General features: G+C 73.6%; 23 protein-coding genes and 1 pseudogene. 13 read left to right on the top strand and 11 right to left on the bottom strand.

Annotated elements, in window-relative coordinates:
- The first annotated feature begins 242 nt into the window (after positions 1–242).
- Both WA788_RS27390 and WA788_RS27385 read left to right on the top strand, forming a co-directional pair.
- The gene (locus tag WA788_RS27390; RefSeq protein WP_335981688.1) at positions 243–1,724 is read left to right on the top strand and encodes an ABC transporter permease; all 1,482 of its coding nucleotides are present in this window, start codon (positions 243–245) and stop codon (positions 1,722–1,724) included.
- A gap of 107 nt (positions 1,725–1,831) precedes the next feature.
- Positions 1,832–2,515: an ABC transporter ATP-binding protein gene (locus WA788_RS27385; RefSeq protein ID WP_335981686.1), complete on the top strand. Its 684-nt coding sequence runs from the start codon at positions 1,832–1,834 to the stop codon at positions 2,513–2,515.
- A 76-nt stretch (positions 2,516–2,591) separates the two neighbouring features.
- Here WA788_RS27385 and WA788_RS27380 read toward each other — a convergent pair whose 3' ends face one another.
- Positions 2,592–3,020: a winged helix-turn-helix transcriptional regulator gene (locus WA788_RS27380; RefSeq protein ID WP_335981684.1), complete on the bottom strand. Its 429-nt coding sequence runs from the start codon at positions 3,018–3,020 to the stop codon at positions 2,592–2,594.
- Positions 3,021–3,136: 116 nt separating this feature from the next.
- On the opposite strand from WA788_RS27380, the gene WA788_RS27375 reads away from it, so the two are divergent.
- Together WA788_RS27375 and WA788_RS27370 are read left to right on the top strand one after the other, a co-directional pair.
- Positions 3,137–3,811, top strand: coding sequence for an NADPH-dependent F420 reductase (locus WA788_RS27375; RefSeq protein ID WP_335981682.1), 675 nt, complete (start codon positions 3,137–3,139; stop codon positions 3,809–3,811).
- Between the two features lie 75 nt (positions 3,812–3,886).
- Positions 3,887–5,053: a cystathionine gamma-synthase gene (locus tag WA788_RS27370; RefSeq protein WP_335981680.1), complete on the top strand. Its 1,167-nt coding sequence runs from the start codon at positions 3,887–3,889 to the stop codon at positions 5,051–5,053.
- An 18-nt stretch (positions 5,054–5,071) separates the two neighbouring features.
- Here WA788_RS27370 and WA788_RS27365 read toward each other — a convergent pair whose 3' ends face one another.
- The 3 genes from WA788_RS27365 to WA788_RS27355 form a co-directional block, all read right to left on the bottom strand.
- The gene (locus tag WA788_RS27365) at positions 5,072–5,284 is read right to left on the bottom strand and encodes a hypothetical protein (protein WP_335981679.1); all 213 of its coding nucleotides are present in this window, start codon (positions 5,282–5,284) and stop codon (positions 5,072–5,074) included.
- Complete coding sequence (locus WA788_RS27360; protein WP_335981677.1) at positions 5,281–5,712, bottom strand: sigma factor-like helix-turn-helix DNA-binding protein; 432 nt, start codon at positions 5,710–5,712, stop codon at positions 5,281–5,283. The genes WA788_RS27365 and WA788_RS27360 overlap by 4 nt, the downstream gene beginning before the upstream one ends.
- Before the next feature lie 154 nt (positions 5,713–5,866).
- Positions 5,867–6,364: a MarR family winged helix-turn-helix transcriptional regulator gene (locus tag WA788_RS27355; RefSeq protein ID WP_335981674.1), complete on the bottom strand. Its 498-nt coding sequence runs from the start codon at positions 6,362–6,364 to the stop codon at positions 5,867–5,869.
- Between the two features lie 213 nt (positions 6,365–6,577).
- Here WA788_RS27355 and ilvA point away from each other — a divergent pair, with 213 nt between their 5' ends.
- From ilvA to WA788_RS27340, 3 genes are all read left to right on the top strand, one after another.
- Positions 6,578–7,798 (top strand): threonine ammonia-lyase, encoded by a 1,221-nt coding sequence (gene ilvA, locus WA788_RS27350; RefSeq protein WP_335981672.1) that lies wholly within the window; start codon positions 6,578–6,580, stop codon positions 7,796–7,798.
- Between the two features lie 342 nt (positions 7,799–8,140).
- A complete protein-coding gene (locus WA788_RS27345) occupies positions 8,141–9,163 on the top strand; it encodes an ATP-binding cassette domain-containing protein (RefSeq protein ID WP_335981670.1) in 1,023 nt (340 codons plus the stop codon).
- Complete coding sequence (locus WA788_RS27340; protein WP_335981668.1) at positions 9,160–10,023, top strand: ABC transporter permease; 864 nt, start codon at positions 9,160–9,162, stop codon at positions 10,021–10,023. Before WA788_RS27345 ends, WA788_RS27340 begins: the two co-directional genes overlap by 4 nt.
- Positions 10,024–10,125: 102 nt before the next feature.
- Here the strand turns inward: WA788_RS27340 and WA788_RS27335 are convergent, their stop codons facing one another.
- The 3 genes from WA788_RS27335 to greA form a co-directional block, all read right to left on the bottom strand.
- Complete coding sequence (locus WA788_RS27335) at positions 10,126–10,692, bottom strand: PIN domain-containing protein (RefSeq protein ID WP_335981666.1); 567 nt, start codon at positions 10,690–10,692, stop codon at positions 10,126–10,128.
- Between the two features lies 1 nt (position 10,693).
- On the bottom strand, positions 10,694–11,158 hold the full coding sequence (locus WA788_RS27330) for a helix-turn-helix domain-containing protein (RefSeq protein ID WP_335981664.1): 465 nt from the start codon (positions 11,156–11,158) through the stop codon (positions 10,694–10,696).
- 183 nt (positions 11,159–11,341) lie between these two features.
- Positions 11,342–11,839 carry a transcription elongation factor GreA gene (gene greA / locus WA788_RS27325; RefSeq protein ID WP_335981662.1) on the bottom strand — a complete coding sequence of 166 codons (498 nt, stop codon included), beginning with the start codon at positions 11,837–11,839 and terminating at the stop codon, positions 11,342–11,344.
- Positions 11,840–12,041: 202 nt separating this feature from the next.
- Between greA and WA788_RS27320 the strand changes: the two genes are divergently transcribed.
- Positions 12,042–12,560: a hypothetical protein gene (locus WA788_RS27320; RefSeq protein ID WP_335981660.1), complete on the top strand. Its 519-nt coding sequence runs from the start codon at positions 12,042–12,044 to the stop codon at positions 12,558–12,560.
- A gap of 24 nt (positions 12,561–12,584) precedes the next feature.
- Here WA788_RS27320 and WA788_RS27315 read toward each other — a convergent pair whose 3' ends face one another.
- On the bottom strand, positions 12,585–13,013 hold the full coding sequence (locus WA788_RS27315) for a DUF4307 domain-containing protein (RefSeq protein ID WP_335981658.1): 429 nt from the start codon (positions 13,011–13,013) through the stop codon (positions 12,585–12,587).
- 129 nt (positions 13,014–13,142) lie between these two features.
- Between WA788_RS27315 and mca the strand changes: the two genes are divergently transcribed.
- A complete protein-coding gene (gene mca, locus WA788_RS27310) occupies positions 13,143–14,015 on the top strand; it encodes a mycothiol conjugate amidase Mca (protein WP_335981656.1) in 873 nt (290 codons plus the stop codon).
- A 29-nt stretch (positions 14,016–14,044) separates the two neighbouring features.
- Complete coding sequence (locus WA788_RS27305; RefSeq protein ID WP_335981653.1) at positions 14,045–14,272, top strand: hypothetical protein; 228 nt, start codon at positions 14,045–14,047, stop codon at positions 14,270–14,272.
- 70 nt (positions 14,273–14,342) lie between these two features.
- On the opposite strand, the gene WA788_RS27300 is transcribed toward WA788_RS27305, so the two are convergent.
- Both WA788_RS27300 and WA788_RS27295 read right to left on the bottom strand, forming a co-directional pair.
- A complete protein-coding gene (locus tag WA788_RS27300) occupies positions 14,343–17,651 on the bottom strand; it encodes a tetratricopeptide repeat protein (protein ID WP_335981650.1) in 3,309 nt (1,102 codons plus the stop codon).
- A gap of 78 nt (positions 17,652–17,729) precedes the next feature.
- On the bottom strand, positions 17,730–18,527 hold the full coding sequence (locus WA788_RS27295) for an AraC family transcriptional regulator (protein WP_335981648.1): 798 nt from the start codon (positions 18,525–18,527) through the stop codon (positions 17,730–17,732).
- A gap of 100 nt (positions 18,528–18,627) precedes the next feature.
- Here WA788_RS27295 and WA788_RS27290 point away from each other — a divergent pair, with 100 nt between their 5' ends.
- Positions 18,628–19,926, top strand: coding sequence for a CynX/NimT family MFS transporter (locus WA788_RS27290; RefSeq protein WP_335981645.1), 1,299 nt, complete (start codon positions 18,628–18,630; stop codon positions 19,924–19,926).
- Between the two features lie 48 nt (positions 19,927–19,974).
- Here WA788_RS27290 and WA788_RS27285 read toward each other — a convergent pair.
- Positions 19,975–20,540 (bottom strand): annotated as a pseudogene (locus WA788_RS27285) (Uma2 family endonuclease).
- Positions 20,541–20,739: 199 nt separating this feature from the next.
- Between WA788_RS27285 and WA788_RS27280 the strand changes: the two are divergent.
- Both WA788_RS27280 and WA788_RS27275 read left to right on the top strand, forming a co-directional pair.
- A complete protein-coding gene (locus tag WA788_RS27280; protein ID WP_335981643.1) occupies positions 20,740–21,285 on the top strand; it encodes a Uma2 family endonuclease in 546 nt (181 codons plus the stop codon).
- 269 nt (positions 21,286–21,554) lie between these two features.
- A partial coding sequence (locus WA788_RS27275) for a thioredoxin domain-containing protein (protein ID WP_335981819.1) occupies positions 21,555–23,579 on the top strand: 2,025 nt, incomplete at its 3' end.

The following is a 23,579-nucleotide window of genomic DNA, read 5'->3' as shown; positions in this document are numbered from 1 at the left end:
ACAGGCCGTGCGCGGCCTGTCCAAGGAAGAAATAATCCTTCGCTCAGCGAGCTCTCATCCCCGCGTGGCATTTCTCAACTCCCCCTCACATTCGCCTCACGGCGCCCTCACCACCGATTCCTACCGTTGCGCCGCAGTGGGAGCAGGGGGTGGACGCTTCGCCCTCCTCGCGTCCACCCCCTGCTCCTCGCACCTGTCCTGGTGCGGTTCCCCTGCGTATCCCTGCCAACACGAGGAATCGGATGTTCTTCACGTATCTCCGGCGCGAGCTGCGTCGCCGGCGCAAGGCGGCGCTCGTGGTCGCGCTGGGCCTCGCGCTCGGCATCGGCCTCGTCATCACGGTCGACTCGGTCTCGTCCGGCATGGACCAGGCCCAGGGCAAGGTCCTCAAGTCGCTCTACGGCCTGGGCACCGACATGACGGTGACCAAGGCCGCGCCCGCCTCCGGCTCGGGCTCCACCACCCGCCCGAAGTTCGACTTCGACGCCAAGAGCGACGGCTCGTCCCAGAGCAGCGACCGGGTCACCGTGCAGGGCTTCCAGACCCTGGCCTCCTCGGTCGTCACCAGCGTCGGCAAGCAGAAGAACGTCGCCAGCGCGGTCGGCGGCCTCAACCTCCAGGTGCTGAAGATCGACGGCACCTTCACGCCCGGCCAGTTCCAGCAGAACAAGACCAGCGGCTCCAGCAGCTCCGGCGGGGGCGGCGGCTTCCCCGGCGGCTCCGGCAGCAGCACCCCGCAGGGCCAGGTCAGGGGCGGCGGCGCGCAGTTCGACGCCAACAGCTACACGATGTACGGCGTGGACGTGTCGAACCTGGCGCTCGGCCCGCTCTCCTCCTCCAAGATCACCTCCGGCACCACCTTCACCTCCGCCGACAGCAACGCCAAGGTGATGGTCGCCGACTCCGCCTACGCCAAGCAGAACAAGCTCAAGGTCGGCTCCACCGTCACCGTCAAGAGCACCAAGTACAAGGTGATCGGCATCGCCACCGCCGACAGCGGTGACTCCGCGGCCAACCTCTACCTGCCGCTGAAGCAGGCGCAGACCCTCGCCTCCTCGGCGAACAAGATCACCACGATCTACGTCAAGGCGTCGGACTCCAAGCAGATCTCCACGGTGAAGTCCGAGATCCAGAAGAACATCTCCGGCACCACCGTCACCACCTCCGCCGACCTGGCCTCCACGGTCTCCGGTTCGCTGTCCACGGCCTCCTCGCTCGCCTCCAACGTCGGCAAGTGGCTGTCCATCGCGGTGCTGATCGCCGCGTTCCTCGTCGCCGGCCTGCTCACCTCCTCGGCGGTCAGCCGCCGGGTGCGCGAGTTCGGCACGCTCAAGGCGCTCGGCTGGAAGAGCGGCCGCGTCACCCGCCAGGTCATGGGCGAGGCCCTGGTCAACGGCCTGATCGGCGGTGTGCTCGGGATCGCGCTGGGCCTGGCCGGCGCGTTCGCCGTCACCGAGATCAGCCCCACGCTCAGCGCCCAGCTCGGCTCCACCGCCTCCACCGGCGGCGGCACGGGCGGCCCCGGCGGGGGCGGCGGCTTCGGCGGCGGTGCCCGGCAGGCCGCGTCCAAGACGCTCGACATCGCGCTGAGCGCGCCGGTCAGCGCCGGCACCATCGTGCTGGCCGTCGGCCTGGCCATCGGCGGCGGACTGATCGCCGGTGCCTTCGGCGGCTGGCGCGCCTCGCGGCTGCGCCCGGCCGACGCGCTGCGCCGCGTCGAGTAGCCGCCGCCGGTCCGGCCGCCGCCCGCACCTCCCCTGGGCGGGCGGCGGCCGGCCAGGGCCGTCCACCCCGGCCGCCCACCTTCCCTTCCGCTCCCAGGAGTCCAGCCATGTACCAGCTCAACGGCGTGACCAAGCAGTACCGCCGGGGCAAGACGACCGTCGACGCCCTGCGCGGTATCGACCTCACCATCGCCGACGGCGACCAGGTCGTCATCCAAGGCCCCACCGGCGGTGGCAAGTCCACCCTGCTCCAGATGCTCGGCGGACTCGACCGCCCCACCACCGGGGCCGTCGAACTCGACGGCACCGACCTGGCCAAGCTCAGCGAGGCGCGGCTGACCAAGGTCCGCTCGGAGAACATCGGCTTCATCTTCCAGAGCTTCAACCTCATCCCCACGCTCACCGCGCAGGAGAACGTGGAGACCGCGCTGGTGCCGATGGGCGTCAAGCCCGCCGAGCGCCGCACCCGCGCCGCGGCCGCCCTGGAGTCCGTGGGCCTCGGCGAGCGCCTGACCCACCTGCCGTCCGAACTGTCCGGCGGCCAGCAGCAGCGCGTCGCGATAGCCCGGGCCCTGGTCAAGGAGCCCAAGGTGCTGCTCGCCGACGAGCCGACCGGCAACCTCGACGAGAGCACCCGCGACGACATCATGGGGCTGCTCGAAGGGCTGTGGCGCGACCGCGGGCTGACCTTCATCCTCGTCACCCACGACTCCACCATCGCCAAGCGCGCCCCCCGCCTGGCCACCATCCGCAAGGGCACCCTGACGGTGCGGGAGTCCGCCAAGAAGTGAGCCCCGCCGCTCCTGAGCCCCGCCCGTGCCCTGCTGCCTTGGGCACGGGCGGTCAGCCGGGCCGGCGGGCCGCCGGTCAGCCGGTCAGGTCCTGCCCGGCGGCCCGCTCCTGGGCCTCGAGCAGTTCCTCGCCGTGCTCCCGGGTCCAGTCGCCCATCGCCCGGAGTGGGCCCTCCACCAGGCTGGCGCCCAGCGGCGTGAGCCCGTAGTCGACCCGGGGCGGCGCGGCGCGGTAGGCGCGGCGCTCGACCAGCCCGTTGGCGAGCAGGCGGCGCAGCGACTCGGTGAGCACCTTGTCGCTGATCCCCCCGCCCAGCGCCCGCAGCCCGGCCCGCCGCAGCGGCCCCGCGCTCAGCCCCGCCAGGATCACCGGGTCCCAGGTGTGCGCGAGCAGCTCGGTGGCCGCGCGCAGCCGGCAGTCCACGAGCGTCCGCCCGCGCAGGGCGTCCGCCTGCCCCGCGCCCCGCCCCGGTCCGCCGCCGTCCGTGCCCGTGGTCGCTGCCATGCCCCCATCCTCCCGCACCTGTTTCCTACCGTCCGGTGCGTATCGGTTCTCCTACGGTGGCGCTCCCGCGGCGGCTGCGACCGGCAGAGCGCCGCCCGACACTTCGGGAGCACACCATGAGGATCGGAATTCTCGGCACCGGCGCCCTGGCGACGTCCCTGGGCACGGCGTGGGTACGGGCCGGGCACGAGGTGCTGGTCGGCGGCCGCTCGGCGGAGCGGGCCGCGGCCGCCGCGGCGGCGATGGGCGGCGGCGACGGCCGTACGGACGGCGGCGGGACGGCCCGCGCGGCCGCCACCGCCGCGGAGGCGGCCGCCGGGCGGGACGCGGTGCTGCTCGCCGTCTCCTGGGCCGGGGTGCCCGACATCCTGCGCGCGGCGGGCGCCGACCGCGGCGCGCTCGCCGGCACGGTGCTGGTCGACCCGGTCAACGCGGTGGACCACGGCGTCGGCGAGCACCTGCTGACCGACGGCCGCGCCGCCGCCGAGCACATCGCGGACCTCGCACCGGGCGCCCGCGTGGTCAAGGCGTTCCACCTCCTGCCCGCCGCGCGGTGGTCGGCGGCGGGCGGACCGGTCACCGTACCCGTCGCGGGTGACGACGAGGCCGCGCTGCGGACGGTCGCCGTCCTCGCGGGCGACGCGGGCGGGACCGCGGCGGTGGTCGGACCGCTGCGCCGGGCCCGGCAGTTGGAGGAGGCGGCGGGCCTGGTGATCGGGCTGGTCTTCGCCGGGTACGACCCGGCCGCGGCAGTCCCGCACGTGCCCGCCCGCGGCGCCGCGCGGGTCTGAACGCCCGCGCGCCCGTACGGTTCGGCCCGCGGCGGCGGTCAGCGGACGGGACCGTACGGCGGCTACGCTCGGCGCATGAACGATAGCCCTCACCCCCCGCGTGCCCACCAGCACTTCGAGACCCTGGCGATCCACGCCGGCCAGCCGGCCGACGCGCAGACCGGTGCGGTGGTCACGCCGATCTACCAGGTGTCGACGTACAAGCAGGACGGCGTCGGCGGCCTGCGCGGCGGCTACGAGTACAGCCGGTCGGCGAACCCGACCCGGACCGCGCTCGAGGAGAACCTCGCGGCCCTCGAAGGCGGCCGCCGCGGCCTGGCGTTCGCCTCCGGCCTGGCCGCGGAGGACTGCCTGCTGCGTACGGTGCTCACCCCCGGCGACCACGTGGTCATCCCCGACGACGCCTACGGCGGCACCTTCCGGCTCTTCGCGAAGGTCGCCGAGCGGTGGGGCGTGCTCTGGTCGGTCGCCGACACCTCCGACGTGCAGGCCGTGCGGGCCGCCGTACGCCCCGAGACGAAGCTGATCTGGGTGGAGACGCCCTCCAACCCGATGCTCGGCATCACCGACATCGCCGCGCTGGCCGGGGTGGCCCGGCAGGCCGGGGTGCGGCTGGTGGTCGACAACACCTTCGCCAGCCCCTACCTCCAGCAGCCGCTGGCGCTGGGCGCGGACGTGGTGGTGCACTCCATGACGAAGTACATGGGCGGCCACTCCGACGTGGTCGGCGGCGCGCTGGTCACCTCCGACGCCGGGCTCGGCGAGGAACTGGCGTACCACCAGAACGCGATGGGCGCGGTGGCCGGGCCGTTCGACGCGTGGCTGGTGATGCGCGGGATCAAGACGCTCGCGGTGCGCATGGACCGGCACTGCGAGAACGCCGGGCGGATCGCGGAGATGCTCCAGGGCCACCCGAAGGTGACCCGGGTGCACTACCCCGGGCTCTCCTCGCACCCCGGGCACGAGGTCGCGGCCAAGCAGATGCGCCACTTCGGCGGGATGGTGTCCTTCCAGGTGGCCGGCGGCGAGGAGGCGGCCGTCGCCGTCTGCGACCGGGCGCGGCTGTTCACCCTCGGGGAGTCGCTCGGCGGCGTGGAGTCCCTCATCGAGCACCCGGGCCGGATGACCCACGCGTCGGCCGCCGGCTCGGCGCTGGAGGTCCCGGCCGACCTCGTACGGATCTCGGTGGGCATCGAAGCGGCCGACGACCTCGTGGAGGACCTCCGCCAGGCCCTCGGCTGACGCGTTCGGTCCCCGGGCTCAGGTCAGGAGGAGGGCCGCGGCCAGGGCGGCGGTGAGCAGCAGGGCGGCGCAGAGGGCGCGGCGGAGCGTGCGGCGGCGCCGCAGCAGGGCGCGGCCCCTGCGGGCAGCACGCTCGGCGAGGTCCGGCGGGAGCGGGGGGTGCGGGGTGTCGAGGAGCCGCCGCACCTCCGCTTCGCGGCGGTTCGGCGGCAGCCCGCCGGCGGGGCTCACCGCCGGCTGCGCAGCCGCGCGCTGCCGCGCGCCGCGATCAGGGCGACCCGTTCGCACGCCATCCCGAGCATCGCCGCGGTCTGCTCCTCCCCGATCCCCTCGAAGTACCGCATGGTGACGACGAGCCGTTGACGCACCGTCAGGCCGTCCAGCGGGCCGCCGTGCGGGCGCCGCCACGGCCGGTAGCCGTACCGTACGAACAGCTCCGCGCGGGCGCGGTCGTAGGGGTCGTCGCCGGCCGGCTCCGGCCAGTGGGCGTAGAGCCGGGCGAGCGCGCCGGTCAGCAGCCGGTCGGCCGCGGCCGGATCACCGGTCAGCAGCAGCGCGGAGTGCAGCAGCCGCCCGCCCGCGCCGGCGACGAAATCGGCGAACTCGGCGTCCCTGCGGGCCTCCGCGGCCGCCCGGCGCCGACCCCCTGGGGTGCCCACGCGGACATGGGACGGCACGGGCGGCCACGCGGTCAATACCCGCGACCGGGCTCGCTGCCGGGATTGCCGCCGGGCCGTTGCGGTACTGCCGCCGGGACCGCCGCCCGTCCGCTGGCGGGCCGTCCCCTGTCCGCTGCCGGACGCCGCCCGTCCGCTACCGGTCGGCGCGTTCCGGGTCGCGCTGGGTGAGGCCGGCGTGCCAGTCGGCGAGCGCGATGTTGAACCGGCCGAGCAGCTCGGTGAACAGCTCGCGCTCCTGCTCCGACCAGTCCTCGGTGACCTTCGCCATCAACTGCCGTCGTGAGTCCCGTACTTCGCCCAGCCGGGCGCGGCCGCGCGGGGACAGCGCGAGCACCACCGCCCGCCCGTCCTCGGGGTGCGAGGTGCGCTTGACCAGGCCGGTGTCCACCAGCGGCGCGACCTGGCGGGTCACCGTCGAGGAGTCGATCCCCATCGCCTCGGCGAGCGCCTTGACGCCCATCGGGCCCTCGTGGTCGAGCCGGTTGAGCAGGAGGTAGGCGGCGCGGTCCATGGAGTTGCGGGCCCCGCCGATCCCGCCGAGCCGGGTCTGCTCGGCGCGGCGGGCGAAGAGGGCGACCTGGTGCTGGAGGCTCTCGAGGAGTTCGGTCGAGGTCTCCGGAGGGTTGGACATGACCTTCAAGCTCGCGTTCTGTCGGTTCGGTGGATGCGCGCCGGCGCGGATTGCGGTCGCGGCGGGCAGACGGGCGTACGGCGCCGGAACGGCGGGAAGTTGGGAGAAGAGTACGCGGCCCCGGAGGCCACCGGGAGCCTCGCGGCCGCATGTGCGACTTCGCGGGTGAACGCCTGCCCGTGATCGCCCGGCCGGACTGCGACACTGTGCCCCATGGACAACACGCGGTTCCAGCCGGTCACCTTGGACGACGTGCGCGGAGCGCACAAGATGCTCGCCGGGGTCGCGCGGGTCACCGCCATGGAGAGCTCCCGCCACCTGTCGGACCTGGTCGGCGCGCCGGTGTACCTGAAGTGCGAGAACCTCCAGCGCACCGGCTCGTTCAAGATCCGCGGCGCCTACGTGCGGATCGCCGGGCTGCGGCCCGAGGAGCGCGCGGCCGGCGTGGTGGCCGCCAGCGCCGGCAACCACGCGCAGGGCGTCGCGCTCGCCGCCTCCCTGCTGGGGGTGCGCTCCACCGTGTTCATGCCGGTGGGCGCCCCGCTGCCGAAGGTCGCCGCGACCCGCGAGTACGGCGCCGAGGTCCGGCTGGAGGGCGCCGTGGTGGACGAGACGCTGCGGGCGGCGATCGCGTACGCGGAGTCCACCGGCGCGGTCTTCATCCACCCCTTCGACCACCCGGACATCATCGCCGGGCAGGGCACGGTGGGCCTGGAGGTGCTGGAGCAGTGCCCCGAGGTGCGCACGGTGCTGGTCGGGGTGGGCGGCGGCGGGCTGGTGGCGGGGATGGCGGTCGCGGTCAAGGCGCTGCGGCCGGACGTGCGGGTCGTCGGGGTGCAGGCGGCGGGCGCGGCGGCGTACCCGCCCTCGCTCGCGGCCGGCCGCCCGGTGGCGCTGGGCTCGGTGGCCACCATGGCCGACGGCATCATGGTCGGCCGGCCCGGCGACGTGCCGTTCGCGGTGGTCAGCGAGCTGGTCGACGACGTGGTGACGGTCTCGGAGGACGCGCTGTCCTCCGCGCTGCTGCTGTGCCTGGAGCGGGCGAAGCTCGTGGTGGAGCCGGCCGGGGCCAGCTCGGTGGCGGCGCTGCTGGCGGCGCCGCGGTCGTTCGAGGGGCCGGTGGTGGCGGTGCTGTCCGGTGGGAACGTCGACCCGCTGCTGATGCAGCGCATCCTGCGGCACGGCATGTCGGCGGCCGGCCGCTACCTGTCGCTGCGGCTGCGGCTGACCGACCGGCCGGGCGCGCTGGCCGGGCTGCTGGCGACGCTGTCGCAGGCGGACGCCAACGTGCTGGACATCAGCCACATGCGCACCGACCCACGGCTCGGGCTCACCGAGGCGGAGGTCGAGGTGCATCTGGAGACGAAGGGGCCCGAGCACCGCGCGGCGGTGGCGGCGGTGCTGGAGGACGCGGGCTACACGGTGATCGGCTGACCCGTCCTGGCGTGGCCTGACCTGGCCTGGCCTGACCCGTCCTGGCGTGGCTTGACCTGGGCCGTCCTGGCCTGACCGCTCACTCGCTCACCCGCTCGCCTGGTCCGATCGGCCCGACGTTCCCGGGGCCGGCGGCGAAAACAGTTGACGCGATATATCGCGTCTGTCATAGTCGCGAACTATCGCGAGGGTGCCGGCCGCCGATGAGTTTCGGTCGGCGCACCGGTCGAACGGGGAAGCGGGACCCGGCCGCGCGCACGGCCGCCGGGCGCCTTGACCGCGCGTACCCCGGGACAACCCCCCGCGGACGTGTACACACGGACAACCGACGGGAGCGAAGACATGGCCGGCGCCATCTACGCCGAGGGTCTGGTGAAGACCTTCGGGGATGTCAGGGCACTGGGGGGAGTGGATCTCGACGTGCCGGAGGGCACCGTCCTCGGCCTGCTCGGCCCCAACGGGGCGGGCAAGACCACCGCCGTCCGCGTCCTGACCACCCTGCTCCGCCCGGACAGCGGCAGAGCCGTCGTCGCGGGCATCGACGTACTCAAGCACCCCAACGAGGTCCGCCGGCACATCGGGCTGTCCGGCCAGTTCGCGGCCGTCGACGAGTACCTGACCGGCCGGGAGAACCTCCAGATGGTCGCGCAGCTCTACCAGCTCGGCGCCAAGCGGGCCCGGGCCCGCGCCGACGAGCTGCTGGAGCGGTTCCACCTCGCCGACGCCGCCAACCGCGTCTCCAAGACCTACTCCGGCGGCATGCGGCGCCGGCTGGACCTGGCCGCGGCCCTCGTGGTCAGCCCGCCGGTGATGTTCATGGACGAGCCCACCACCGGACTGGACCCGCGCAACCGGCAGCAGCTGTGGGAGGTCATCCAGGAACTGGTGGCCGGCGGCACCACGCTGCTGCTCACCACGCAGTACCTGGAGGAGGCCGACCACCTCGCCCACGACATCTGCGTCATCGACCACGGCGTGGTGATCGCCCGCGGCACCGCCGACCAGCTCAAGGCGCAGACCGGCGGCGAGCGGATCGAGGTCGTCGCCCACGACCACAGCCGGATCGAGGACACCGTGGCCGTACTGGTCCGGTACGGCCGGGGCGGCCAGGACGCCGTCAGCGTCGACCGGCACACCCGCAAGGTGACCGTGCCGGTCACCGGCGGCGCCAAGCTGCTCGCCGAGGTGATCCGCGAACTGGACGCCGAGAGCATCGAGATCGACGACATCGGGCTGCGCCGCCCCACCCTCGACGACGTGTTCATCTCGCTGACCGGGCACACCGCCGAGGAGTCCGAGGCGCGGGCCGCGCGGGACGGCGACGGCGGCCCGGACTCCGCATCCTCGAAGGAGACCGTGAAATGAGCGTCGCCACCGGCACCCCGGACAGCCCGCGGACCACCCTCGCGCCGACCCCGCGCGGCGGCGCGCTCGGCTCGCTGCACGACTCCCTGGTCGTCGCCAAGCGCAACCTGCTGCGGATGATGCGCATCCCCGAGGTCGTGATCTTCGGCCTCTTCCAGCCGATCATGTTCGTGGTGCTCTTCAGCTACGTCTTCGGCGGGTCGGTCAACGTCGGCGGGTCGTTCAGCGCCTCGGACTACCGCAACTTCCTGATGGCCGGGATCTTCGCGCAGACCGTGACGTTCGCCACCGCCGGCGCCGGCGCGGGCATCGCCGACGACATGCACAAGGGCCTGATCGACCGGTTCCGCTCGCTGCCGATGTCCCGCGGCGCGGTGCTCACCGGCCGTACCCTCGCCGACCTGGTGCAGACCGCGCTGACCGTCGTGGTGCTCGCCTGCGTCGGGCTGCTCGTCGGCTGGCGCATCCACAACGGCCTGCCGAAGATGTTCGGCGCCTTCGCGCTCCTGCTGCTGCTCGGCTACGCCTTCTCCTGGATCGGCGCGCTGATCGGCCTGACGGTGCGCACCCCGGAGGCGGCCACCTCCGGCGGCCTGGTCTGGCTCTTCCCGGTGACGTTCGTCTCGAACGCGTTCGTCTCCCCGCAGAACATGACGCCCTGGCTGCGGCACGTCGCGGAGTGGAACCCCTTCAGCGCCACCGTCCAGGCCTCCCGCACCCTCTTCGGCAACCCGGGCGTCGTCCACTCCTCGGCCTGGCCGATGCAGCACCCGGTATGGGCCTCACTGGCCTGGTCCGTCCTGATCGTCGCGGTCTTCCGCACCCTCGCCGTCCGCAAATACCGCTCCGCCACCGCCTAGCCGCGCTCGCGTGTGCGACGTGCCCGGTCGGCTGTTCGGCAAAGCGACGGACAGCCGACCTGGCGGTGAGGGCCCCGGGTCGGGCCGTCGACGCAGCCGCCGTCAGGTGCTCGGGCCGGAGCCCGTACGGAGCATGCTCACGGCGCCGATCAGCTGAGACCTCTCCAACTGGTCCAGGACGTCGTCGAACGTGACGGGCGTCCGTGTGCGGCTGTTCGCTATCTCCATGACACAGCCGTAGATGACCCGGTCGTCCAAGTCGATCAGGTCCATGACGAAGTCGTCGGCCGTCTTCGACTCGATGCCCCACTCGGCAAGGCAGTCGGGGGGGAAGTGCTTGCGGTTGTTGGTCACGATGACCTGTGCGCCGGACTTGACGGCGGCAGCAAGGACATGCCGATCGTCCGGGTCGGGCAGCTTGAGGCCCTCGGTCAGCGACTCGTAACCGGTCACCAGGCAGTCGCGGACGGCTGCGTTCATGCGGCGCCGGAGCTCTGCGCGCTTGGCGTCGTCGCCGACGTTGTTGCGCCGCAGGGCCTCCTGCACCTCGTCCAGGATCTGCTCCGTCCACTTCGCCTGGACGATGCCGTGCCGAGCGAGGCGGATGAGCAGGTCCCTGACGGTGTTCGGGTAGAGCACGTTCGAGTCGTACAGGACGGTGAAGGCCATCTCAGAGGAGCCCCAGCTCCTCGTCGAGACTGGTGAGGGAGTCGGCGGCGTCCTTCCGTTCCCGGTCGTCCCTGCGCTTGTACTCCATGACGTCGTTGAACTTCACCCGGCGGTGCCGGCCGACGAGTCCGAACGGGATCTTGCCGCTCTCGAGGAGCCCGACCAGGTAGGGCCGGGAGACGTTCAGCATGTCCGCTGCCTGCTGGGTGGTCAGCATGGCGTTGACCGGCATGAGCTGAACACCCTGGCCGTTGGCGAGCGCGGCAAGCATCGTGGCGAACATCTCGACGGTGGCACGCGGCAGGACGAGCGGGTCGTCATCGCCGTGCTCGCCGAGGATGGTGACGTCGGTGGTCACGTCGGTGTCGTGTGCGAGGTAGTCGCGAATCCTGCGGAGGGCTCGCTGCGCGCTTTCGGCGTCGACCGTGCCCGGCGCGATCTTGCGGCCTTCTGTTGCTGCGGCCATGTGAGTGCCCCTTCTCCTGATATTCGAAGTATCCGCAGTATTCGAAATATTCGCAACTCTTCCCGAGTGGCGATGTCCCGCGGCGGCTCCGAGGCGGCTCCGGGGCAGCCCACGCAGCGCAGCCCCGGCCGTCGGGGGACGGGCGGGGCTGCTGCGGGGGCGGGTGGGGGGAGGAGGAGGGGGTCAGCCCTGGTAGGGCTTCACGTCGAGGACCTTCACCGCTGCCGTCTTGCCGTTCGGCAGTTCGTACGTGGCGTCCTCGCCCTTGCGCTTGCCGGTCACACCGCGGCCGAGCGGGGACTGCGGCGAGTACGTCTCGAGGTCGCTGCTGACACCCTCGCGCGAGCCGAGCAGGAAGGTCAGGGTGTCGTCCGGGTCGCCGTCGAAGGCGATGGTCACCACCATGCCGGGCGCCACCACGCCGTCGTCGGCCGGCGCCTCGCCGACCTTCGCGGTCTCCAGGATCTGGTTGAGCTGCCGGATGCGCAGCTCCAGCTTGCCCTGGTCCTCACGCGCCGCGTGGTAGCCGGCGTTCTCCTTGAGATCGCCTTCCTGACGAGCTTCCTCGATCTTGGCGACGATCTCGGCGCGGGCCGGACCAGACAGGTGCTCCAGCTCGGCCTTGAGCTGGTCGTACGCCGCCTGGGTGAGCCAGGTGACGTTGTCGCTGGTCTGGGTCACTGGTGCTCCTCGTCGATACGGTCATGCGGTGTTCTGGTGCGTGTCCCCTCCCGGTGCACAAGTGCATTGCCACCCGGCGCCGGGACGAAACCACGAGCCTAACAATTCCTGACCGGCGAGGCTGCCCCATATGCGGTTACATCGTGTGCGGCGGAACACCCCCCGGTGCCGACCGCGCCGCCACCGCGTCGAAAGGGGCGCCATGCCGGACGACCCGCACCAGCACGCACCGTACGCGCCCCTCGGCGTGCCGCGGCAGCGCCTGCTGTTCGGCGGGGTCTACGGCACGGTGCTGGCCAGCTCGCTCGCCTCCGCCCTGGACCAGGACACCGGGCAGCCCGACCCCCGCTACGACGCGCTGTGGATTCTGGTGGCCGCGCTCACCGCGGCCGCCGCCCACGGCTACGCGCACACCATCGCCCACTGGACCGCGGGCGGGCAGCGGCCCACCGTGGAGACGCTCCGGTCGATGCTGGACGAGTGGCCGCTGGTCGCCGCCGTCGCCCCGACACTGGTCGCGCTGCTCGGCGCGTCGGCCGGGTGGTGGAGCGAGAGCGGCGGCGTCGGCGTGGTGCTGCTGGTCAACACCGCGACGCTCTTCGGCTGGGGCCTGTGGGCGGCCCGCGCGGCCGGGCAGAACTGGGCGCCGTCCTGCCGGGTCGGCATCGTGGACGTGGTGATCGGCCTGGTCATCGTGGGCGCGAACGCGCTGACCCACTGAGCCCGGCCGCAGGCCGGACCCGGCTCAGCTGTTCTTCGCCGACTGGCAGCCGACCAGTTCGCCGGTGCTGCCGGTCGCGGTGGTGCGCAACGTCACGATCGTGTCGACGTCCTTGGCGTGCTCGCTGATCCGCACGTCCTTGCGGCCGACCTCGTTGTGGTCGTCGTCCTGGGAGCGGACGGTGCACACCACGGTCGTCCCGGCGCCCTTGTGGACCTCCAGGTGGATCTGGAGGGAGTGCGCGGACACCGCCTGGAAGGACACGACCTGCGCGCTGATCCGGCTCTCCTGGAGGGAGTGCCAGCCGAAGTAGCCGACAGCCGCGGCCAGCAGCACGCCCAGCACGACCGCGGCCCTGCGCAGCGCCCGGTCCTTGCGTGCGTCGGCGTCTGCGCCGCCGCCGTACCGCCCCTCGGGCAGCGACGGTGCCGGACCCGGCTGCACGGCCGTCATGATCGTCCTCCCGTCGGGGACCGCGGAATTAATCGCCCCCGTCTCCCGTCACTATAGGAGGTGCCCCCGGCCGTTGTTTCGGAGGGGATCGAGACTGTTGTGATGACCGGAGACATAAGGAAGCCAGCCTTGACCGATCAGCTTCGACTGATGGCCGTGCACGCCCACCCCGACGACGAGTCGAGCAAGGGCGCCGCCACGATGGCCAAGTACGTGTCCGAGGGGGTCGACGTGCTGGTGGCGACGTGCACCGGCGGCGAGCGCGGCTCCGTCCTCAACCCCAAGCTCCAGGGCGACCCCTACGTCGAGGAGCACATCCACGAGGTCCGGGCCAAGGAGATGGACGAGGCCCGGCAGATCCTCGGCGTCAAGCAGGCGTGGCTGGGCTACGTGGACTCCGGGCTGCCCGAGGGCGACCCGCTGCCGCCGCTGCCCGAGGGCTGCTTCGGCCTGGTGGACGTCGACACCGCCGCCGGCACGCTGGTGAAGCTCATCCGCGAGTTCCGGCCGCACGTCATCACCACCTACGACGAGAACGGCGGCTATCCGCACCCCGACCACATCATGACCCACAAGATCTCGATGGCGGCGTTCGAGGCGGCGGGGGACCCCGAGCGCTATCCGGAGGCGGGCGAGCCGTGGACCCCGCTGAAGCTCTACTACAACCAGGGCTTCAACAAGGCCCGCACCCTCGCCCTGCACGAGGCGCTGCTCGCCCGCGGCCTGGAGTCGCCCTACGAGGACTGGATCAAGCGGTTCGAGCAGTCCGACCGGCCCGAGCGGAACCTCACCACGCACGTGCCGTGCGGCGAGTTCTTCGAGATCCGGGACAAGGCGCTGCTCGCCCACGCCACCCAGATCGACCCCGACGGCGGCTGGTTCCGGGTGCCGATGGACGTCCAGCGCGAGGTCTGGCCCACCGAGGACTACGAACTCGCCCGCTCCCGGGTGGACGTCTCCCTCCCCGAGGACGACCTGTTCGCGGGCGTTCGCGGGGCCTGACTGCGGGGAGCTTTCCGGTCTGAGCAACAATGGAGGGCGTGACTGACTACCACGCCCTCCACCCGCTCGTCCCGCTCGCCCAGGAGCTCGACAAGAACAAGGTGACCCCGGGGCTGCTCGGATTCGTGGTCTTCGCGGTGATCGCCGTCGGCCTGTGGGCGCTCATGAAGAACATGAACAAGCAGATGAAGAAGATCGACTTCGAGGAGCAGCCGGCCCCGGAGCCCAAGCCCACCATCCCGGCGGCCCGCGACTAGGGCGTCATCCAGTACGCCGGCAGCCGGTACTCCACCGGCCGGTACCCCACCGGGCCGGTGTCCGCCGCCCCTACGTGGGCACCGCCATGACCATGCGGGCGGACCTCGTCGGGGTCATGCCCAGCTCCCACGCGTTCCAGGGCGACCCGGGGACGATCGAGCCGCGCGCCAGCAGGAGCAGATACGCCTCCGCGTACTCCGCCAGGTCCGGGTCGCGCTCGGGGAAGGACGCGGCGAGCAGCGCCCGCAGCTCCTCGTCCGCGCGGGCCGCGCCGTCCGGCCCGGCCGGGTCCGGGGCCAGCAGCGGCAGCACCGTGGCCCGCAGGAACACCGCCCAGTCGTGGCCGCGCCGGTCGCCGAGCCCGGCGAACAGCCCGCCCGCCTCGTCCAGCAGCGACAGCGCCTCCAGCAGCCGCCCGTTGCCCGCGTCGATCACCGCCAGCTCCACGCACGACCACGCCTCGCCGTGCGCCACCCCGATTCGCCGGAAGTCCTGCCGCGCGTCCTGGAGCAGCTGCCGGGCGAAGCCGCTGTTGCGCAGGTTCCCGGTCCGGGCCGCCCGCTGGTCGCGGGTCACCCGCGCCGAGTGGTGCCGGGCGCAGGCCAGCCCGTAGACGTCCCGCATCCGGGAGAACATGCTGCGCGCCCGCTCCAGGGTGCGCAGCGCCGCGTCGGTGTCGCCGCTCTCCTCCAGCGCGTGCCCGAGGTAGTACAGCGTCCACGCCTCGCCGCGGGCGTCCTCCGTCGCCCGGTGCCGCTGCACCGCCTCGTCCAGGTCGTGGGCGGCCTCCCGGGCCTGGCCGCGCATCAGCCGCGCGCGGGCCAGCTGGGTGAGCGTCCACGCGGTGCCGCGCGGGTCGCGGGCCAGCGCGTAGCACCGCCCGGCCGCGCGCAGCTCCTCCTCGCCCTCGTCCAGCCGGCCCAGCCGCAACTGCACCTGCCCGAGTTGGAGGTGCGCCCACGCCTCGCCCTGCACGCTCTCGTTCTCCCGGTGCAGCGCCAGCGACTCCTCCAGCAGCGCGAGGGCCTGGACGACCTCGTCCCGGTCGCGCAGCACCGCGCCCAGCGCGTGCAGCGTCCACGCCCGGTCCTCCTCCAGGCCCGGCGCGCCCTGGATGTCGACCGCCTCGCGCAGCCGCAGCTCGGCCTCCTTCAGGTTGCCCTGGTGGTGCAGGGTGATGCCGAGGCTGTCCAGGGCGCGGGCGGCGCCGGCCGGGTGCTCCGCCTCGAAGTACAGGTCCACCACGGCACTGAGGGTCGACTTCGAACGGTCCAGCTCGCCCAACTGCCGGGCCGCGATGCCGGTGCGCCACTGCACCGACCGCACCAGCACCGAGCGGTCGCCCTCGGGGCCCGAGCGGCCGCCGGCCGCCTGCTGCGCCTGGGCCATCTCGCTGATCTCGCCGAGCCGGTACAGGTCGCCGCGCAGCAGGCAGTAGTCGCACAGCGCGCCCAGCAGCGCCTGCACGGCGGCCTGGTCCACCCCCGCGGTGTCGCGCAGCGCGGCGGTGATGAACGACGACTCCTCGTCCAGCCAGCGCAGCGCGAGGTCGAGGGAGGCGAAGCCGTGCGGGCCGAACCGCCCGGCGCGGGTCGACGTCTTCCCCTCGACCAGCCGGATCACGGTGTCGGCGAGGTCGGCGTAGGAGCGGATCAGCCGCTCGTGGGCGGCGGCGCGCTCGACCGGGTCCTCCTCGTCGAGCAGCCGCTCGGCGGCGAACGCCCGGACCAGGTCGTGCGGCCGGTAGCGGCTGCCGCGGACGTTCTCCAGCAGTCCGGCGGCGGCGAGTTCGGCCAGGCGGCGGCCGGCCTCCTGCTCGTCGGTGGCCAGCAGCGCCGCCGCGGCGGCCGCCCCGAAGCTGGCCCGCCCGGCGAGCGCGAGGCGGCGCAGCAGGCGGCGGCCCGGCTCGGGCTGGTCGTGGTAGCGCAGGGCGAGCACCCGGTCGACCGGGTCGCGCGGCCCGAACACCTCGATGTCGTCGGCCAGTCGGGCCGCGCCGCCGTGTGCGGCGAGCCCGGAGCCGGCGATCCGCAGGGCGATGGGCAGCCCGGCGGTCAACGCGCGCAGCCGCTCGGCCTGTTCGGGCGGCGCGGTGTCCGTGCCGGCCGCGTCGGCGATCTCGCCGAGCAGTTCGAAGGTGTCGTCGAGGTCCAGCGGGCCCACGGGCAGGTGGTGCACGACCGCGCCCGGCACGTCGGGGTCGAACGGTTCCGCGGCGGTGACCAGCACCAGGCTCTCGGAGCGCTCGGGCACCAGCGGCCGGACCTGCTCGGCGTCGGTCGCGTCGTCCAGCACGATCACCACCGGGACACCGGTCAGGTGCTGCTGGTACTGCTCGGCGAGGCGGGTCAGGTGCTGGCCGTGGTCCTGCCGCTCGGGCCGCTCCCGGAACAGCAGCTGGTCGCGGGGCGCGCCGAGCCGGTTGAGCAGGTGCAGCAGCGCGTCCCGGACCGGCAGCGGGCTGGGCCCCGCGCCGCGCAGGTCCACCACGCACGCGCCCTTGAACTGGTCCCTCAACTCCCGTGCCGCGCGCACCGCCAGGGAGGTGCGGCCGCCGCCTGCCGGACCGTGCAGGACAACGACCGTGGGCCGTACGGCAGTCGAGGCACGGGACTGGTGCACCCACTGGGCGATCCGGGCGAGGTGGGCCCGGCGGCCCGCGAACGGGCCCTCGGACTCCGGGAGTTGCTGGAAGGACTGCTCCAGGACGGCGCGGGTGCGGGCGGCGGCGCTGCGGTCGCCCCCGCCGCGCCGGGTCTTCGCCACCGGGGGCCGCTCGGCCGCGCGCGGCGGCGGGGGAACGGGGGCGTGGTGGGCGGCGGCCGGCTCCGGTGGCGGCGGGGGCACGGGCGCGGGGGCGGCCGGCCGCGGCCGCTTCGGTGCCGCGGCCTTCGCCGCCCGGGGCGCCTGCGCCTGCCGTACGAACGGTCCTATGGCGCGTTCCTCCACGGCCGCCAGCCAAGCGGCCCTGGCCTGCGCGGCGCCGGCCGGCAGCGCCTGGTGGGCCCGCAGCGTGCGCAGCGCCGCGACGGCGAAGGTGGCGGCCGCGGCGACCAGCGCGGTGGTCACGGCCGCACCGGCGGACAGGCCGTGCGCGAGGTCCACGCAGAACGCGGCCACCGCCGCCGTGATCGCGGCGAGCCCCGGGACCGAGCCCGGCGCCGCCGCCGACACATGGGACGCCGCCCGGCCCTCGCGCAGCGCCGTACGGTAGGCGGCGTACTCCGCCGGAGCGGCGGCCGCCAGCGTGTCCAGCTCCTTGCGGCCGCGCGCCAGCAGCCCGCGCCGGTCGCCCGCGGCACCGGCCGCCGCCCGCCGCAGCAACCGCTCCACCTCGGCCCGGTCCGCCCCCCGCAACGCGCTCCGCGTATCCGCCACATGCCCTCCCGTTGCCTTCCGGCCCCCGTGGCGTACGACAGTCCACGGGTAGTAGGAGGTTCCCGTACCGGCTCCGCCTCAACCCCGCCGCGGCGTCCGGCTCCCCTCCCGTGCGGGCTCGGACGGGGCGCTCAGCGAGCGCTGGTAGCGGCCGGGGCTCTGGCCGACGAGGGAGGTGAACGCGCCGATGAAGGCGCTCGGGTTGGCCCAGCCGCACGCGGCCGCGGTCCGGGTGACGGACTTCCCGTCGGTGAGCAGCAGCAGGGCCCGGTGGATGCGCAACTGGGTGCGCCACTGCACGAAGTTCATCCCGGTCTCGCTCTTGAACAGGCGGTTGAGGGTGCGCTCGCTGGCCCCCACGCCGCGGCCGAGCGCGGCGAGCGTGGCGGGCGCGGACATGTCCTGCTGGACGAGCCCGGTCACGGCCACGAGGCGGGGGTCGTGGGGCGCGGGCAGGTGCAGGGGCTGCTCGGGCGCGGCGACGACGTCGTCGATGACGACGCGGCGCAGGCGGGCGCGGGCGGCCTGGGAGCGCGGTTCGCCGGCGGTCAGCGCGAGGACGGCCTCCCGGGCCAGCGGCGTCATCGCGAGCACCGCCGGGCGCGGCGGCAGGAGCTCCGCCAGCCGGGGCGCCAGGAAGACGATCCGCATGTCGGTCGCGCCGTGCGCCCGGTGCTCGTGCGTGAAGCGGGCCGGAATCCACACGATCCGGTTCGGCGGCGCGACCCACGCCCCGGCCTCGGTGACCATCGAGAGCACTCCCGAGGCCGGGTAGACCAGGTGGCCGCGGGTGTGCGCGTGCGCGTGGGTGCGCTCGTCGTGCCCGAGCAGGAGGTACTGCTCCGGGCGCGTCGACGTGTGTCGGGTTTCGGGCATCACGCGTCAGATTAACAGTGGTCGGCCCAGGCGGCAGGGCGTTGACTTGACGGTGTCCACCAGGCAGAAGGCGCTGGTCACGACAGGTGAGGGAGACAACGTGGAGACGCGTGAGAGCGACCGGAGCGCGGTCGGCGGGACGGGTGGCCCTTCCCGGCCCGAGCACCCCGGCGACCGGTCGGCGCGCACCCCCGTACGTACCGCGGTGCTGGCCGGCGGCCTGCTGCTGACCGCCCTGAACCTCCGCCCCGGGGTCGCCTCCATCGGGCCGGTCCTGTCCAGCATCCGCGACGACCTGGGACTTCCGGCGTCCGTGGCGAGCCTGCTGACGACCATCCCGATCGTCGCGTTCGGCGCGTTCGCGTTCCTCACCCCGGCGCTGACCCGCCGCTTCGGCATGCACCGCCTGCTCGGCCTCACAATGCTCGCGCTGGCCGCGGGCATCGCGCTGCGGCTCCAGCCCAGCCTGGCCGGGCTGTTCACCGGCACCGTCCTGGTGGGCGCGGCGATAGCCGTCGCCAATGTCGTCATGCCCGCGGCGGTCAAGCGCGACTTCGCCCGCCAGTCCGGGCTGATGATGGGCCTGTACTCGACGGCCCTGTTCGTCGGCGCCGCCCTCGCCTCGGGACTCACGGCGCCGCTGGCCTCGGCGGTCGGCGGGTCCTGGCGCGCGGCGCTGGCGGTGTGGGCGATCCCCGCGATCGTCGCCTTCGGCGCGGTCCTGCCGCAGATGGTCCGCGCGCCGCGGCGCGACCCGCGCACGCGGGAGGTGGCCGACGCGCCCTCCGAGCGGGGCGAGCCGACGTTCCGGGCCCTGTTCAAGGACCCCGTCGCGATCGCGGTGACGACCCTCATGGGCACGCAGAGCCTGGCGTACTACGCCTGCCTGACCTGGCTCCCGACGCTGTTGCAGGACCACGGCACGGACCAGCACACCGCCGGCTGGCTGATCGCCTACTCCGCCTTCCCCGGGATCGTGGCGGCGCTGCTCGTCCCCGGGATGGCCCGGCGGATGCGCCCCACCTGGCTGCCGGTGCTGCTGTCCGTCCTGCTCACCGGCGCCGCCTACCTCGGCCTGGGCACCGCGCCGGTGGCCGGGGCCTACGTCTGGATGACCCTGCTCGGCCTCGGCCAGGGCGCCGCGATCAGCCTGTCCCTGACGTACATCGTGCTGCGCTCCCCGGACGCGCGGCACACCGGCCACGTCTCCACGATGGCGCAGGGCGTCGGCTACCTCTTCGCGGGCCTCGGCCCGGTCGGCATCGGCCTGGTCCACACGCTCACCGGCGGCTGGGGCGTTCCGCTGCTCGTCCTCGGTGCGCTGCTGCTCCTGCAACTCGCCGGCGGCATCGCCGCCAGCCGCGACCGCCACGTCCTTTCTCCCCGCGGGCCCCGGTAACCGGTGGACACGCCCCCCGACCGACCCGGCGCCGCGACTGGCCGCCGGTCAGAGGGTGCCCAGGTCCACGGTGACGGCGAAGGGAGCGGCGGCCTGATCACGCCGGTGAACACCTCGCCGTCGCGGTAGGCCCTGCTGGCCGGGTCGAGGACGTACGTGTAGACGATCGGCATACCGGTGGCGGCCTGTTCGACGCGCCAGTAGAAGGGGATGCCCGCCGTGGCGTACTGGTCCACCTTCACGATCCGGTCCGTGGTCTCCGAACCGGGCGACACCACCTCGACGACCAGCAGCACGTGTTCGGGTCGGGTGGGCGTGAGGTCGATGGCCTCCGCGCGGTAGACGGTGACATCGGGACGGCGGTTGGTGAGCGGGACGTCCTGCAGGCGGACGTCGAAGTCCGTGTCGGCGTTCCAGTCCGGGCCCGCGGCGGCGTCCAGGGCATTGGCCAGGATGCGGGCCAGCCGGTTGTGCCGCTTGGAGGCACCCGGCCTCACGACGACCATCCCGTCCACGATCTCGATGCCGGCACACGGCTCCTCGGACCAGGAGTCGTACTGCTCCGCGCTGATCTGCGTGTGCATCCACGCGGGCGCCACCATCTCGGCGCTCACGGAGTACCTCCCTCGAGGAGCCTCGGCAGTTCCGGCGCTGCTCGGATCAGCCTACTGTCCCGGCCCGCCGGCCCGCCCGATCCGGAACGGGCGCGGTCCGCGCCGGCGCCTGGTGGACGCCCCCAGTCGGCCTGCTCGTCGTCGGCCCCGTACAGGACCGTGGTCCCATATTCTGAGAGGCGACAGGAAGGAGCCGTTGATGAGCGTCGATGCGGTCATGAACACCGAGTTTCCTGCTGGGCACGTGGTCTTCTTCGGTACCGAGGGGAAGGTGGTCATGACTCCGCAGAGCATTGAGCACTCCAGCACGATCAAGTCGATGCAGATCGACTCGCTCTCGCTCGGCCGGCACGCGAAGACCGCCTCCGACGTGTATCTGGACTTCCCGGCTGACGAGAACTCGGCCCCGGACTTCGCGATCCTGCGGGAGGACGCGCAGCGGCAGGGCAAGCGCTACGGCTTCGAGGACGTGCTGCTGATCGCAGAGGTGGTGTCGGTGTCCTCCGCACGCAAGGACTACGACGACTGCACCGCGAAGTACGGCCGCTACGGTATCCCGGTCTACGTGGTGGTGGACCCGTACGCCGCGGAGGTCGTCGTCCACACCCGGCCGACCGGCTCCGGGTACATCGCCGCGCACACGCACAAGTACGGCTCGGGCAAGCTGCCGATCGAACTGGCCGACGGGCGGACGTACACCCTCGACCTGGACGAGTTGCCCCGCCCCGAGACCGACGCCCGCTGACGGCCTGCGTCGGCCTGGCCATGAGCGGCTACACCCGTTGGCAGGACATCCGCGCGGAGTACGTCGCCCGTGCCGGCTGCGAGGAGGCCGTACGGGAAGGCAAGGAGGAACTCCTCGCGGAGGTGACCGGTCGCCGCTCGGGTGGGCCGAACGCGCAGGCCCCGGCGGCCGTGCGGGACGCCTCGGCGACGCGAACCCCGGCGACCGGCCGCGCCGGTTCAGCCTCGCGCCACCCACCAGCGCGGCTGGAGCCGTGCGACGATGGCGGCATGAACCGACTGGGCAACTCGCAGTCGCCCTACCTGCTCCAGCACGCGGACAACCCGGTGGACTGGTGGCCGTGGGGGGAGGACGCCTTCGCCGCCGCGCGCAAGCGGGGGGTGCCGGTGCTGTTGAGCGTGGGCTACAGCAGTTGCCACTGGTGCCATGTGATGGCTCACGAGTCCTTCGAGGACGAGGCGGTCGCCGCGTACCTGAACGAGCACTTCGTCGCGGTCAAGGTGGACCGGGAGGAGCGGCCGGACGTCGACGCGGTGTACATGGAGGCGGTGCAGGCGGCGACCGGGCAGGGCGGGTGGCCGATGACGGTCTTCCTCACCCCCGACGGGGAGCCGTTCTACTTCGGCACGTACTTCCCGCCGCGCGCGCGGGGCGGGCTGCCCGGGTTCCGGGAGGTGCTGGAGGGCGTCGTCGGCGCGTGGCGGGAGCGCCGCGAGGAGGTCGGCGAGGTGGCCGCCCGGATCGTACGGGAACTGGCCGAGCGGGCCGGGGCGTACGGCGGCGCGGCCGGCAGCGTGGGGGAGGGCGAACTCACCGCGGCGCTGGTGGGTTTGACCCGGGCGTACGACGAGACGCACGGCGGGTTCGGCGGTGCCCCGAAGTTCCCGCCGTCGATGGCGCTGGAGTTCCTGCTGCGCCACCACGCCCGTACCGGCGCCGAGGGCGCCCTGCGCATGGTGCGGGACACCTGCGAGGCGATGGCCCGCGGCGGGATCTACGACCAACTCGGGGGCGGCTTCGCCCGGTACGCCGTGGACCGCGCGTGGCAGGTGCCGCACTTCGAGAAGATGCTCTACGACAACGCGCTGCTCACCCGGGTGTACGCGCACCTGTGGCGGGCCACCGGCTCCGACCTCGCCCGCCGGATCGCCCTGGAGACCGCGGACTTCATGGTCGCCGAACTCGGCACCGCTGAGGGCGGGTTCGCCTCCGCGCTGGACGCCGACAGCGACGACGGCACCGGCCGCGGCGTCGAAGGCGCCTACTACGTATGGACGCCCGCCCAACTGGCGGAGGAACTCGGCGCGGCCGACGGGGAGTTCGCCGCCGGCTACTTCGGAGTGGCGAAGGAGGGCAACTTCGAGGAGGGCACCTCGGTGCTGCGCCTGCCGCAGGGCAACGGCGTGGTGGACGCCGACCGGGTGGCCGCCGTACGCGAGCGGCTGCTCGAAGCCCGGGCCCGCCGCCCGCGGCCCGGCCGGGACGACAAGGTGGTCGCCGCCTGGAACGGCCTGGCCATCGCCGCACTCGCCGAGACCGGCGCCTACTTCGACCGCCCCGACCTGGTGCAGGCCGCGGTCGACGCCGCCGACCTGCTGGTCCGGGTCCACCTCGACGTGCACGGGCGGCTGCTGCGCACCTCCCGCGACGGCACCCCGGGCACCAACGCGGGCGTGCTGGAGGACTACGGCGACGTCGCCGAGGGCTTCCTGGCGCTCGCCTCCGTCACCGGCGAGGGCGTCTGGCTGGACTTCGCCGGCCTGCTGCTGGACACGGTGCTCACCCGCTTCACCGCGCCGGACGGCACCCTCTACGACACCGCGGACGACGCGGAGGCGCTGATCCGCCGCCCGCAGGACCCCACGGACAACGCGGTGCCCTCCGGGTGGAACGCGGCGGCCGGCGCCCTGCTGTCGTACGCCGCGCACACCGGGTCGGAGCGGCACCGTACGACCGCGGAGCGCGCGCTCGGGGTGGTGGGCGCGCTGGCCGCCCGCGCGCCGCGCTTCGTCGGGTGGGGGCTGGCGGTGGCCGAGGCGATGCTCGACGGGCCGCGCGAGGTGGCGGTCGTCGGCGCGGTCGGCGACCCGCTCACCGAGGAACTGCACCGCACCGCGCTGCTGGCCGCGGCGCCCGGCGCCGTGGTGGCCGTCGGGGAGGAGGGCGCCGGGGAGTTCCCGCTGCTGCGGGGCCGCCCAACACGGGCCGGGCGCGCGGCGGCGTATGTCTGCCGCAGGTTCGTCTGCGACGCGCCCACCTCCGACCCGCGCGCCCTGCGCTCCCACCTGCGGGCC

The organism is Streptomyces sp. CA2R106, assembly GCF_037034245.1.
GTDB lineage: Bacteria > Actinomycetota > Actinomycetes > Streptomycetales > Streptomycetaceae > Actinacidiphila.
Note: the sequence above shows the minus strand (reverse complement) of the source record. Positions and strands in the feature narration are given on the sequence as shown.

Bases quoted from the DNA above. Each gene is read 5' to 3' on its own strand.
- WA788_RS27390 (WP_335981688.1), top strand. From the start codon at position 243: ATGTTCTTCACGTATCTCCGGCGCGAGCTGCGTCGCCGGCGCAAGGCG.
- WA788_RS27385 (WP_335981686.1), top strand. From the start codon at position 1,832: ATGTACCAGCTCAACGGCGTGACCAAGCAGTACCGCCGGGGCAAGACG.
- WA788_RS27380 (WP_335981684.1), bottom strand. From the start codon at position 3,020: ATGGCAGCGACCACGGGCACGGACGGCGGCGGACCGGGGCGGGGCGCG.
- WA788_RS27375 (WP_335981682.1), top strand. From the start codon at position 3,137: ATGAGGATCGGAATTCTCGGCACCGGCGCCCTGGCGACGTCCCTGGGC.
- WA788_RS27370 (WP_335981680.1), top strand. From the start codon at position 3,887: ATGAACGATAGCCCTCACCCCCCGCGTGCCCACCAGCACTTCGAGACC.
- WA788_RS27355 (WP_335981674.1), bottom strand. From the start codon at position 6,364: ATGTCCAACCCTCCGGAGACCTCGACCGAACTCCTCGAGAGCCTCCAG.
- ilvA (WP_335981672.1), top strand. From the start codon at position 6,578: ATGGACAACACGCGGTTCCAGCCGGTCACCTTGGACGACGTGCGCGGA.
- WA788_RS27345 (WP_335981670.1), top strand. From the start codon at position 8,141: ATGGCCGGCGCCATCTACGCCGAGGGTCTGGTGAAGACCTTCGGGGAT.
- WA788_RS27340 (WP_335981668.1), top strand. From the start codon at position 9,160: ATGAGCGTCGCCACCGGCACCCCGGACAGCCCGCGGACCACCCTCGCG.
- WA788_RS27335 (WP_335981666.1), bottom strand. From the start codon at position 10,692: ATGGCCTTCACCGTCCTGTACGACTCGAACGTGCTCTACCCGAACACC.
- WA788_RS27330 (WP_335981664.1), bottom strand. From the start codon at position 11,158: ATGGCCGCAGCAACAGAAGGCCGCAAGATCGCGCCGGGCACGGTCGAC.
- WA788_RS27320 (WP_335981660.1), top strand. From the start codon at position 12,042: ATGCCGGACGACCCGCACCAGCACGCACCGTACGCGCCCCTCGGCGTG.
- WA788_RS27315 (WP_335981658.1), bottom strand. From the start codon at position 13,013: ATGACGGCCGTGCAGCCGGGTCCGGCACCGTCGCTGCCCGAGGGGCGG.
- WA788_RS27305 (WP_335981653.1), top strand. From the start codon at position 14,045: ATGGAGGGCGTGACTGACTACCACGCCCTCCACCCGCTCGTCCCGCTC.
- WA788_RS27295 (WP_335981648.1), bottom strand. From the start codon at position 18,527: ATGCCCGAAACCCGACACACGTCGACGCGCCCGGAGCAGTACCTCCTG.
- WA788_RS27280 (WP_335981643.1), top strand. From the start codon at position 20,740: ATGAGCGTCGATGCGGTCATGAACACCGAGTTTCCTGCTGGGCACGTG.